Annotated in this window: 12 protein-coding genes; 7 read left to right on the top strand and 5 right to left on the bottom strand. The window is 39.4% G+C overall.

From position 1 onward, the window contains the following. Nucleotides 1-4: 4 nt before the first annotated feature. Together BLO34_RS13010 and BLO34_RS13015 are read right to left on the bottom strand one after the other, a co-directional pair. Nucleotides 5-2,830: an Npt1/Npt2 family nucleotide transporter gene (locus BLO34_RS13010; RefSeq protein ID WP_090755912.1), complete on the bottom strand. Its 2,826-nt coding sequence runs from the start codon at nt 2,828-2,830 to the stop codon at nt 5-7. Beyond that, nucleotides 2,802-3,752 carry a serine hydrolase gene (locus BLO34_RS13015; RefSeq protein ID WP_090756679.1) on the bottom strand — a complete coding sequence of 317 codons (951 nt, stop codon included), beginning with the start codon at nt 3,750-3,752 and terminating at the stop codon, nt 2,802-2,804. The genes BLO34_RS13010 and BLO34_RS13015 overlap by 29 nt, the downstream gene beginning before the upstream one ends. Before the next feature lie 165 nt (nt 3,753-3,917). Here BLO34_RS13015 and hemW point away from each other — a divergent pair, with 165 nt between their 5' ends. Genes hemW through BLO34_RS13050 form a run of 7 tightly spaced genes read left to right on the top strand, consistent with a single transcriptional unit; the run spans nt 3,918 to nt 9,777 of the window. After that, nucleotides 3,918-5,054, top strand: a complete 1,137-nt coding sequence (hemW, locus tag BLO34_RS13020; RefSeq protein WP_090755913.1) for a radical SAM family heme chaperone HemW — start codon at nt 3,918-3,920, stop codon at nt 5,052-5,054. Further along, nucleotides 5,051-5,875, top strand: coding sequence for a DUF6624 domain-containing protein (locus BLO34_RS13025; protein ID WP_231959501.1), 825 nt, complete (start codon nt 5,051-5,053; stop codon nt 5,873-5,875). The genes hemW and BLO34_RS13025 overlap by 4 nt, the downstream gene beginning before the upstream one ends. Next, a complete protein-coding gene (locus BLO34_RS13030) occupies nt 5,872-6,672 on the top strand; it encodes a cyclase family protein (protein ID WP_231959502.1) in 801 nt (266 codons plus the stop codon). Before BLO34_RS13025 ends, BLO34_RS13030 begins: the two co-directional genes overlap by 4 nt. Beyond that, nucleotides 6,672-7,016, top strand: a complete 345-nt coding sequence (locus BLO34_RS13035) for a DUF4260 domain-containing protein (protein ID WP_090755915.1) — start codon at nt 6,672-6,674, stop codon at nt 7,014-7,016. The genes BLO34_RS13030 and BLO34_RS13035 overlap by 1 nt, the downstream gene beginning before the upstream one ends. A gap of 9 nt (nt 7,017-7,025) precedes the next feature. After that, nucleotides 7,026-7,640 (top strand): DUF4230 domain-containing protein, encoded by a 615-nt coding sequence (locus BLO34_RS13040; RefSeq protein WP_090755916.1) that lies wholly within the window; start codon nt 7,026-7,028, stop codon nt 7,638-7,640. A 29-nt stretch (nt 7,641-7,669) separates the two neighbouring features. Next, on the top strand, nt 7,670-8,011 hold the full coding sequence (locus tag BLO34_RS13045) for an MmcQ/YjbR family DNA-binding protein (RefSeq protein ID WP_317039234.1): 342 nt from the start codon (nt 7,670-7,672) through the stop codon (nt 8,009-8,011). Continuing rightward, the gene (locus tag BLO34_RS13050) at nt 8,008-9,777 is read left to right on the top strand and encodes a MutS-related protein (RefSeq protein WP_090755919.1); all 1,770 of its coding nucleotides are present in this window, start codon (nt 8,008-8,010) and stop codon (nt 9,775-9,777) included. Before BLO34_RS13045 ends, BLO34_RS13050 begins: the two co-directional genes overlap by 4 nt. An 18-nt stretch (nt 9,778-9,795) precedes the next feature. Here BLO34_RS13050 and BLO34_RS13055 read toward each other — a convergent pair whose 3' ends face one another. From BLO34_RS13055 to BLO34_RS13065, 3 genes are all read right to left on the bottom strand, one after another. Further along, nucleotides 9,796-10,224 (bottom strand): hypothetical protein, encoded by a 429-nt coding sequence (locus BLO34_RS13055; protein ID WP_090755921.1) that lies wholly within the window; start codon nt 10,222-10,224, stop codon nt 9,796-9,798. Between the two features lie 14 nt (nt 10,225-10,238). Then, nucleotides 10,239-11,591 carry a UDP-N-acetylmuramate--L-alanine ligase gene (locus BLO34_RS13060; RefSeq protein WP_090755922.1) on the bottom strand — a complete coding sequence of 451 codons (1,353 nt, stop codon included), beginning with the start codon at nt 11,589-11,591 and terminating at the stop codon, nt 10,239-10,241. A gap of 71 nt (nt 11,592-11,662) precedes the next feature. Next, the gene (locus BLO34_RS13065; protein WP_090755924.1) at nt 11,663-12,400 is read right to left on the bottom strand and encodes a tetratricopeptide repeat protein; all 738 of its coding nucleotides are present in this window, start codon (nt 12,398-12,400) and stop codon (nt 11,663-11,665) included. Between the last annotated feature and the right edge of the window lie 13 nt (nt 12,401-12,413).

Consider the following 12,413-nt stretch of genomic DNA (forward strand, 5'->3'; position numbering starts at 1 on the left):
CACCTTAAGCAATATTTCTAATATTGCGCATTTCTACATAGGCCTCACTTGCTGCCGCGGCAACAATGGGGTCTTTTTTTGTTGTGGCTCTAACTAGCAATGGCATAAATTCTTCCTTTCCAGAATCCTGAATTACCTTAATAACAAGCTTGTTGATGGTGCGATCCTGTAATTCCAATAGCTGATGATAACATTGCTTTTCAGTAGGTAAATGCACTCTATCGTTAATTTCTGAAAGATTAGCTTCATTACTACTAATAGCAGATTCTATGATAGGGAAAAGTTGGGTCTTGAAGTTGCGCGATATCAGTCCTTCCAAAAACTCCATGGTCGCACGTCGTGTTTCCTTTTTCTCACTTTGAAGACCTCGATACGCGATAAAAACGTCCCGGGAATTAAAGTGCAATGCAAGAATGTTGAAAATGCGTTTAAGATTATTGTCCAATGCCTTGCGTAAACCTATAATGAGCTGTTTTCTCGAGCCTGATTCATTAATGTCTATAACTCGATCTGGATGTAAATTGGATCGTTCCACAATACGCTGGCAATAGTAGGAGCTTTCTAATAGTTTGTATTCTTCACATTCAGATCTAATTAATTTGAAAAATACACGTTGGGAAATATGAAGATCACCTTTTAGCTTTTTGAACTGAGACAGTTCGTTGGTGATTCTAGTGCGCAACTTTAGGCTGCCTTCTTGACTCAAGCTTAATAGCGCACGTACTGCTTTTGTAGTTCCTAATTCCAGCAAAATATCGGGTAAATATTTCTTCACGGTCTTGGGTGCTACTGGATCTTTGTAACGCTTTATTAAATAGGTAATGATGCTGTTGCCATAATTTGAGATGGCTATGATTGCGCTTTCGCGAAAGCGTTCATCCTCCAACTCATTGATCAACATGGGTAGAAAGTTCTCATGTGCCGTGTTGCCGGCTGCGATAATGGCAGCAGACCTCAATTCATGATCTGGATCATCAAAATAGCGTTGGATAAAGCGATGGCGCTTCTCACCTTTAGCATAACCCAAAGCTTTTATCAACTCAACAATTTCTGCCTTTCTAAAGTTGTCCTGGTTGCGATCCAGCTCGTCTAGAAAGAGATTGATACGTAAATCCAGATTGTATTTAGCCGCTAGTTTGGGATTGTCTTCCGTTTCTTGGGCCAGACATAAAAGGGCAGCGCTGGATATATAATCGCTCTCGTGATCCAGGTAATTTTCAAAAAACTGTTCTGGAAACCTGGTGTCCTGACTCATTAAATATTGCATCGCAGCGAGCACCACATCATCGTTTTCAATATAAATCAAATCGTGAACCTTAGCTACGGGATGGCCACGGTCAATATATTTTAAGTTTAGGATCGCGTTGACAACTACATCAGGATCATCGTGATCTAATAGTTTTAAAATAGGTGCTTTTAGGGAACGATGCGCCAACTCTGGAACACGTTCTAGCATAAAAAGGATGTCCTTTGAACCACCAGATTCAAAAACAACCTTCATGTTATTTCGTATCAAGCTATTGGATCGTTTCTCCAATTTGATTTGTTCCTTGCTGACGATCATTTCCTTGAAAGTTCCAAAATAAGCATCACGCACCTTCATAATCATGATCACCCAAATGACAACAAGAACAAGGATCAATACAGTTATAAAAACTGGAGATAGATCAAATGCTCTCACTACAAAAATCAATATAAGTCCTGCTAAACCTGTGGCTATACTATCAACCACTACATCTATAAATGTTTTGGTTTTGTTTTTCACATCACTCGGGATAGGTAATGCTAACAATTCAACCGCACTTTTGTGGAGCGATTGCTTTAAACTACCATCCAATCCCTTTAGAACGATCACGATCCATAATTCAGGAACAAATAGGAGCACCACACAACAGAAAACAATACCAATTGGTAATGCAGCTAGACCAGTACTTACGCCACTTTTGGAGAGTATGTGCCTGGTAATAAATAGCTGAATAACTAAGGAAACGATATTGAACGTAGAGAACCAAAATCCAAAAAACGATGCCAGTTCCTGCGAGTCGGGTATATTCCTGGATGATATGTAGCTAAATTGATAATCAACCAATTTTGCTACTAAAACTCCAATACCGATTACCGCAGCTAAGGCTGTAAGGTGTTTTGAATTGAAAATGAGTTTCACACTGCTTTCGCTGGAAACTGTAGCACGTTCTTTACGTTTAAAAGAACTGAGTTTGTCTACACGATTGCGCCATATGGCATTCATCACAAAGATGCAGCCTAGAATCATAAAGCTAGCCAGTATGAGTAGTACACCGTTACCTACATGCTCTGCAAGCAATGAGGTTAGATAACCACCTACAATTCCACCTGCGATTCCACCAGCGCCTATGAATCCAAAAAGTCTTTTGGCTTCCCTAACATTGAATACCACATTTGCCATGACCCAAAACTGGCTTGTAGCAAGCAAGGCAAAAAGAGCAACGATGGTATAGAAGCAATAGGCTAGAATACCATTGAAATATCCTACAGCTATCATTACACCCATAATCATGAAGATTAAGGTAAAGACCAATAAGGTGTAGCGTATCAACGACTTGAGCTTGAAGCGCTCTAAGGACTTGTTGTAAAGTAGGGAACCAGCAATGGCAGCAAGTGCAATAATCACAAAAGCTTCAGCAAGTGCATCAGCGCCTAGTTCAGAAAGAAAAAGTGCGTTGACCGTAGGTTTAACTACGAGTAACGCACTTATGATAAGAAATATGTAGAGTTGCATGAGTAACGAGATCGTTAGCTCACCACTCCGTATATCAAAAACTTTACGTATCCTGTCGGACAACCACTTCATTCTCTTGTTCTAATTCGATAGGCAAGATAACAGATTTGCGCAATGCCATTTCTGCTGGCTGTACTAAATTTCTAATAATTTGTTCACCATTAGGATCCTCTATAAGAGCAACAAGAATGTACTTTCTACCATCTTCACCCCAAACAAGAATGGAGTCTGAATGCCAGTTCTTCCATGATCCACTTTTTCTAAAAAGTCTTGCATCAGGAGCAATACGATCAAGTGTATTTACAAACTTGTGGTGCAATGATGGATTCTCCATAATATCCAACATTTCCTTGCTTCTGGTTTTGTTGATCAATTGACCAGTAGCTAATTGATAATAGAATTTTGCCACAGCATCAGTAGTCGCTGCATGACTCAATCCTCTAATAGGTTCTGGATTTCTTTTCCCTTGAGCGGCATATCTTTTACCTACCCAAAGTCCACCAACACCATCTTTATCATAAAAAGGATTGGATGGATCGCACATGACATCTTCAATTTTTTGAAAACCTACACGATCTATCATTCTAGTAGAGGCTGCGTTGTTTGATTTTGAAATCATCAACCACATATCGTCTCTAACTTTTGGAGTGTCTTTCAACTCACCTTTTTCTATGGCATCCATTGCTGCATATAGAACAGCTATTTTAGGAAGACTTGCAGCATACATCATATTGCTGCCGTTGATGCTGGCATATTTTATGTTTTCAGCATCGTTCAAGTCTACAAGACTTACAGACATTCTTTTTTGCTGGATTAATTTCCTCCAGTTTGAGTTTGCCATCAACTGCGCCTTTAGGTTCAGCTGAAGAGTTGTGTTTTGGAACGTCTTAACATCTTTATTGTTTAGGGAAAGATTTACTAGTGGCGCATCATCTGCTGCACTCATATTCCAAGATGCTGCTAGGAATAAAAAAACTAAGATTTTATTTAACATACTGATTTCTAGGGTTTTTCGGTTCGTGTTAAAAGGTTCACAAATCATGCCGAATGTATCTAATGATAAGGTTTTAATCCGTTAAAAACCAACATTTAACATTATTTCGCCTGATCGCTATATTCATTTCATCCCTTTAACGATTCAACGTTACATTTGTTGCACATGAGTGGCATTTATATTCACATTCCGTTTTGCAAGCAGGCCTGTCATTATTGTGACTTTCATTTTGTCACGTCGATGAAGCATAAGAATCGAGTGGTGGCAGCGATCCAGGAAGAATTGAAGCTGAGAAGCGATGAAGCAAATACGGCTTCCATCGAGACTATTTATTTTGGTGGAGGAACGCCCAGCGTTCTTGAAAGTACTGCTATCGATGCAATCGTCTCCACGGTTTATTCAAATTACGATGTCAGCGATGATCCAGAAATCACATTGGAGGCAAATCCTGACGATTTGACTCCTGAAAAGATTGAAGCTTTGTCAAAAACTAAAATCAACCGACTCAGCATTGGTGTGCAGTCCTTTTTTGAGGAAGACCTGAAGTTGATGAATAGAGCTCATAATGCAGTTGAGGCGATAGAATGTATCTCGCTTTCGCGAAAGCGCTTTCCCAACATATCTATTGACCTAATCTATGGGATTCCTGGACTTACCGATGATCGCTGGCGGGAGAATTTGTACAAGGCTATTGAGTTAAAGGTGCCGCACATTTCAAGTTATGCGCTTACCGTGGAAGACGATACGGCGCTCAAAACATTTATTGAAAAAGGAGTGATTGATGAAGTAGATGACGAGCAGGCACAGCGGCAGTTCAATATTTTACTGGACACTATGCAATTGCATTCTTATGAAAACTATGAGTTTTCAAATTTTGGCAAGGATGGCTTCTTTTCTCGCAACAATACCGCTTACTGGACCGGTAAATCCTATATAGGTATTGGTCCCAGCGCGCACAGCTTTGACGGCAAAAGGCGTGCGTGGAATATTAACAACAATGTCCAATATCTCAAAGCCATTGAAGCCGGTGAACTGCCTCAAGAAGTGGAAGAATTAACCATGGTGGACCGTTACAACGAGTATATCATGACGGGTTTGCGTACCATTTATGGTGTCTCACTGACTCATGTAGAGCAAGAATATGGTCTTAAGTTTAGAGAATATCTATTGAAGCAATCTGCAAGTTATCTCAAGGATCATTTGTTATATTTAGATGACGATACCTTGCTGGTCACCCGCAAAGGAAAATTTCTTAGCGATGGTATCGCCAGCGAACTCTTCATGCTGAATCTCATTTCATGAAACATTACTTTTTTTTCTTTCTGATCGTGATACTGTTCTCAAGTTGTAAAACTGAGAAGGAACCGCAGCTAACTAAATTGACTTATGATGAAATGAAAGAGCTGATGTTCTCAAACTCTATTAAGGTTAATGATAGTGTCTTGTATTATTCCATAAACGGTGAGTTGCTCAATGATAAACAAAGGAAAGCAGCATCAGAGGATTTATTATATGCTGACTGGTTTATCAATGATGATATGCAACTCATTAAAGTTCAATTAAATGATTCTGCTCTAGAAAGGAAAAACCGCAAGAAAACTCCATTAGTTACAGATGCTGAAATGATCAACTGTCAAGAACTTAATGAGCTATTAGAAGAAGTTTATGATCGTGATCAACAAAATAGAACGGACAATTTGATGGATCAAGAGATTGATCAAAACAATCTAGAAGTAGTGGAATTGGTTTTGCAAAAATGTGGGATGCCTAATTCACAAAAGGTAAGCGATAAATCCCTTCAAGCTATATGGTTAGTAATCCAACATGCAGGCGCTGAAAAACGAGAGCAATACTTTCCCACATTAGAAAAAGCAGCCCAAATCGGAGACTTAGATCAACAAGATATTGCCTTAATGAAAGATCGAATGATGCTGGATAAAGGACAGCCACAAATTTATGGTTCTCAAGTATTGATGAATGGAGCGACCTATGAACTTTATGATTTGGAAAACCCTGAAAATGTAGACAATAGAAGGGCATCAGTTGGTTTAGGTCCATTATCTGAATACCTTGCTCATTGGGATATTGAATTCACTATTGCTCAAAAATCACCCAAGTCATGAAAGTTTTATGCGTAATCATCGTGGCAGCGATGGTCTCTTGTTCCCCATCAAAAAAAGATCTAATGGAAACCACCTTAATTATAGACGGTAAATCATTTTCAATCGACCTTGATAAACCCAACGATATCAGTCTTGCGGTGCAGAATAATGCTGGTGTAGGCGCTTGGTACATTGATCAACCTAAAATCACGCATGTTGAGGTAGACGGTTATGTGGGAAAAGTTTCCTTGGGCGGTAGCACAAATTTCAATGATGTGTTTTTTAATCCGCACAGTCATGGAACGCATACGGAATGTATTGGTCATATTACCGAAGAATTCCACAGCGTGAACGATGCGCTAGACAAGAGTTTTTTCACGGCCCAACTATTTAGTGTAACTCCAGAAGATCGAGATGGTGATAAGGTTATTACCGCAGCCATGTTTGATGATCTCAAAGATGTGGAGGTAGTGATCATACGCACACTGCCTAATACAGATGCAAAGAAAAGCAGGAACTATAGCAATACGAACCCGCCGTATTTGATGGAAGAAGTGATGTTACGCTTTCGCGAAAGCGGAATAAAACATGTCCTCATCGACCTACCAAGCGTTGATAAAGAAAGAGACAATGGTGCACTGCTTGCTCATAAAGCCTTCTGGAATTTTGATGGAGAGCAACGCATGGACGCCACAATCACTGAATTGATTTATGTTCCCAGCAATGTAGTTGATGGAAACTACATCCTAGATTTACAGGTCGCGCCTATAGAAAATGATGCGGCGCCGTCTAGGCCTATTCTATATAAGGTGAAGTGATGAAATGGCTTGTTAGATCTGAGGGAATCGCATATTTAGGTACAGGATTCATTTTATACGCCGTGTTTTTTGACAATTGGTGGCTATTTGCAGGATTATTTTTATATCCAGACATTGGCATGTTGGGTTATACCATTAATACTAAGATTGGAGCGATCACCTATAACATTTTTCATCACAACCTTACGGTAATGGTTTTGTTGATAGGTGGATTTGTAATGGAGCAAGAAACGGTCATGATGCTGGGCGTGGTGATGCTGGCACACATCGGTTTTGATCGTATTCTGGGTTTTGGACTCAAATATCCTGACGCTTTCAAGAATACTCACCTCAATAAATTTTAAATTAGCGGTATGGAGTATTTATTCATAGGGCTGGCCGTTGGAGCTGTTGCCGCGTTTTTCGTATTTAGATGGTTTGGTGGTTCTACTAAGGATAACCGGCAGGAGCAAAGTGTCGTGCTTATGGAAAAGATACGTACGGTCTGTAAATTCATTACTGTAGAAGGCGATTTTGCCGAAATCTATCACTACCAAAACGTAAAAGACAAAATAGCCAACTTCCTGCTGGGAAAGAAAAAGGCGATTATCCTTATCAACGCCAAAGCTCACATAGGATTTGATCTGACAAAAATCCGCATGGATAGCGATACAGAAAATAAAATCATCAGACTGACGGAATTCCCGCAACCACAACTCATGAGTATTGAGACAGATTTCAATTACTATGATAAAAGTGAAGGTTGGGCAAATTACTTCACCAGTGACGACTTAACTGAGGTAACCCGCAATGCAAAACAGCACATCGTTGACAAGATTCCAGAAAGCGGCCTGATGGAACAAGCCCAGAAGGAAGCGTTGAACACCATCCAACTCATGGAAGGTCTGGCACAAACCATAGGCTGGAAACTGGATTATACAGCATTGATTCTTGATAAAGCGATGGACACCAAAAAGCTACCCGAATAGTGGAAGTTGATCAGTTACAAAACTATTGTTTGAATAAGAAGGGCACAACTGAAGAAATGCCTTTTGACAACGAGACGCTTGTGTTCAAGGTCATGGGCAAGATGTTCATGTTGTTGGGCCTTGGTCGATGGGAACGAGGCGAGCAAGCCATTAATGTCAAGTGCGATCCACAGACGGCTATTGAGCTGCGAGAGCAATTTGACGGTGTCGTGGTTGGCGCATTTCACATGAGCAAGAAACACTGGAATACTATTAGAGTCAATCAATCCATGCCAGATGTTGAGGTTTTTACATGGATCGATCACAGCTATGAGCTGGTGGTTTCTGGAATGACAAAAAAACTACAAGCCGAATTAAAATTACTGGATTGAAAGAACTACTCTCTATTTATGAAGCGCGTGTTGAACGGTTTTCGCTTTCGCGAAAGCGATACAATCAGCAACTACGCATCTCTGGTGTCGTTAGGTTATTAGTTTTTGTCGCCGCTGTCGCAGGGATATATTTTTTCTCAAATTCTTGGCAGATAGTTACCGTCTTTGTAATCGCTGGAATAGCAGGTTTTCTGTTTCTTGTTGCTCGCCATGAGAACCTTAAAAAGACGCGTAATTATTACGATGCGTTACAGCAACTCAACGAGCAGGAAATTGAAATAGGAAAAGGCAATTTTCATCATCTGGATGATGGTGCTCAATTCAATGATGACGATCACGATTACAGTCGCGATATCGATTTGTTTGGAATAGGATCGTTTTTTCAGTTTTTGAATAGAACGGCTTTAAAGGATGGAAAGCGATTGCTCGCTTCGAGGTTAATGGCAAATGACATTCACGACATTCCTAAACGTCAAGAAGCGCTTCAGGAATTGAGTAAAATGCTAGACTATAGGCAGGATTATCAAGCCACGGCTTCATTGCTGGATAATGATACGAAGCCTTCTGTGGTAAAAACGTGGATCAATGACTATAAAAACTTTGTACCACAGATATTTTCGTGGCTTGGATATGTTCAATTAGCAGTTTCCATAGTGATTGGTGTGCTGTATGCCATGGATGCGATAAGCGGCTGGTGGTTGTTGGGAATTTTCCTGATCGGACTCGTGATTTTCAGTAAATACGCCGCAAAAATTATTGAACTTAACAAGTACATTTCTGAACTGGAAGAGTTTTTCACACAATATGGCAAGCTCATAGAACTCATCGAACAAGCCGATTTCAAAAGCGAGATTCTCCAAGAATTGAAAGCTAAAGTCATCACAGATGGCAAACCGGCTTCAAGTAGGTTGCATGATTTGGGTCGTGCTCTGGTTCGATTAGATCAGGGAAATAATCTTTTGGTTGGAATATTTATTAACGCTTTTGCTTTATGGAATTTGAAGCAGGTTCATTCCATTGAACAATGGTTGACCGCCAATAAAAGTTACATAGCACCATGGCTAGATGCCGTTGCGGAGATGGATGCATTGAACTCGCTAGGGAATTTTGTCTATAATCATCCCAATTACATTTTCCCAGAAATACAATCTGGTGACTTTAAATTCAAGGCTACGGAAGCTGTTCATCCATTATTGAATCCGCAGAAAGCTGTTGGAAATCCTATTGAAATAAAATCGGGTGAGTTTTTCATCATCACCGGCGCTAACATGGCTGGGAAAAGTACCTTTTTGCGAACTATTTCCATGTCTATCGTGATGGCAAATACTGGTTTGCCTATTTGTGCTAGCAATGCAAAATATGCGCCTATTAAATTGATCACCAGTATGCGAACCAGCGATTCTTTGAAAGATGATGAGTCTTATTTCTTCAGCGAGTTGAAACGTTTGAAGTTTATTGTAGATAAGATGGAGCATGAAAAGTATTTCATAGTTCTTGATGAAATTCTCAAAGGAACAAACAGTGTCGATAAAGCTAGCGGTTCCAGAAAACTGATCGAGAAATTAACACTCAAGCAAGCAACGGGAATCATTGCAACACACGACCTAAGCCTTACAGATGTTGCCACAGAACACGAACACATCTCCAACTATTATTTTGATGCGCAGATCATCGATGATGAATTATTCTTTGATTACACTTTTAAAAATGGTGTCGCAACTAATATGAATGCGAGTTTCTTGTTGAAGAAAATGGGGATTGTTTAGATGATTCATTTAAAAATTCTAATCAAAAAAGCCGTGATCATTTATTTTTTCCAGAAACTTTATTTCAATATTCTCATCACACTTTTTAGCTAGAGAATTAAAACTTGAAACATAATGCTTACTATCATTTTGGATTACAGAAATACCGTCATAACTAGTTGCTAACAATCGTTTTTCATATTTAATAGCAAAATGTGTTATGTCTGCTATGAAATTATCTCCTTCTTCGTCAAACATTTGATTTAGAATTTGAATAAAATTTCGAGTCAAACAAAAATTATAATGTGAGTTTTCAGATCGTTTTGGAATTGAATTTTTGTCAAACAATCTTTGAAAATATTCTTGACTCAAGATTTCGTTATAAAAACCATTAACGATAAATACAGAATTTACTGGTGCTTTGTTAAGTAATTCTCTCAGAATATCTATTTCAATGTCGTATTCCAAACCTCATGATTTATTTAAATCAATTTATCCAACTTCTCAAAATCAAGTCCGCCGTAGTTACCGCTGCTCATCAATAGTAACACGGTATGAGCCAGTTTTTGCTCGTACAGCCAATCTTTAAACGCTGCAGGATCAGTCATCACAATCAAATCATCCTGATTAAAGGCTTCCTTGATTTGATCTTTAGAAATAGGATCTAGACCCTTCAATTCTACAGCATCTGGACTATAAAAGACAACGGCAACATCAGCTGCATCAAGAGTATTTGCGTACTCCTTTAAAAATTCTGGGTTGAGACTTGAAAAGGTGTGTAGTTCTAGACAGGCTATGGTTTTGCGCTCGCTGTATTGTTCTGCAACGGCGTTGGTGGTGGCTTCTACCTTACTGGGTGAATGGGCAAAATCTTTATAAATAACGCTTTTCTGATTTTCGGCGATTTTTTCTAGACGTTTGGAGGCTCCTTTGAAACTTGCAATGGCTTCATAAAAATCATCTTCATCAATTCCCATGTGTTGGCAAATCCATTTCGCGCCAGCAAGGTTGCTCAAATTATGTTTGCCAAAAATCTCAATTGGCATGTCACCTTCTGGTGTTTCTAGATAGGTTTTACCATTGTCCACCGTATGTTCCGGAACTTTATAAGCGTGTTTTCTGGTAGGTTTTATACTTGCTTCTGCTATGCGTTTCACTTCTGGATCTTCCTCGTTGTAAACCAGAATACTTCCGTTTTTCATGAGATCGACAAATTCTTCAAATTGTGCTACATAGTTTTCATAATCAGGAAATACATTGATATGATCCCAGGCGATACCAGAAATCAAAGCAATATTCGGCTGATATAAATGGAACTTGGGTCTGCGATCAATAGGGCTGGAGAGGTATTCATCACCTTCCAAGACCACAAATTCATTATCATCAGTCAAGTGCACCATAGTATCAAACCCTTCCAACTGTGCACCAACCATATAATCTACTTCTTTATCATGATAATGCATTACATGTAAAATCATGGATGTAATGGTTGTCTTACCATGCGATCCACCTATAACGACTCGCGTTTTATCCTTTGATTGTTCAAAAAGATATTCAGGATAGCTATAGATTTTTAAACCTAATTCTTGGGCTTTGAGAAGTTCTGGGTTGTCAGCTTTAGCATGCATTCCTAGTATGACGGCATCTAGATCGCTGGTGATTTTCTCTGGAAACCAACCCATCTTTTTGGGCAGTAGTTTTTTCTTTTCTAGACGGCTTTTACTGGGTTCATAAATAGCATCGTCGCTACCGGTGACTTTATAACCTTTATGGTGAAGAGCAAGAGCAAGATTGTGCATGGCGCTGCCGCCTATCGCGATAAAATGTACGCGCATAAAAATGGAATTTGAGGTCAAAAATAAGATTTTAACCGCGCAACCACTTTAGAATTTAAGATAGATAGCTACTAAGAATTCAATTTCTTTAGCTCGGCTAGTAATTGAGCATCTTTATGAACCTCATAACCTTTTTTCAAAATCGCTTTAGCATCTGCTGGGCGATCCATTTTATCGGCATATAGACTAGCCAGTTTTATGTAAGTCAACGGTGAGCCACCTACTTTAATGGCATTTTTATAGGCTGTTTCTGCTTCAGAATATTCTTTGTCGTATTCATCAACATATCCGTAGGCCAAGTAACCGTCTACTGGTGAAATTTTCTTCAGTTGACCAGCATAACTGCGCGCGGTAGAAAAGGAACCGCCTATGATTCCTGGTAATTCTGTGTATAACTGAACCAGCGCCCAGCGGCTGTCAATGTGTTTTGAATCAAGTTCTGCTGCTTTTTTAAGATGAAATTTAACATCGTCTAGCAAACCTAAAGCCTTGAATTTAGATGCATTTTTTGCCCACATTCCCATGGCGCCACCGTAGAAGAAATGGTATTCTGCTTTGGACTCATTTGTATCCAGCAATCGCTTGTAGATACTTGTCGCGTTTTCAAATTGCTCAAGCTTCCCATAGGTCTGGCCTGTGTAACGCAATATTTTTTGGTCCTTTGGATTTTCCTTTAAAAGATCCAAGAATATTGGTAATGCCGCTTTATAATTGGATTGTTTGTATAGCTGTTCCGCTTTCGCGAAAGCGGACTGCCCCAAAGCACTACCACACATAATAAGACCCAGAACAAGAAAAAGATTTTTCATATGCGGCTAAATT

Origin of the sequence: Nonlabens sp. Hel1_33_55, from assembly GCF_900101765.1 — a bacterium.
Lineage (GTDB): Bacteria > Bacteroidota > Bacteroidia > Flavobacteriales > Flavobacteriaceae > Nonlabens.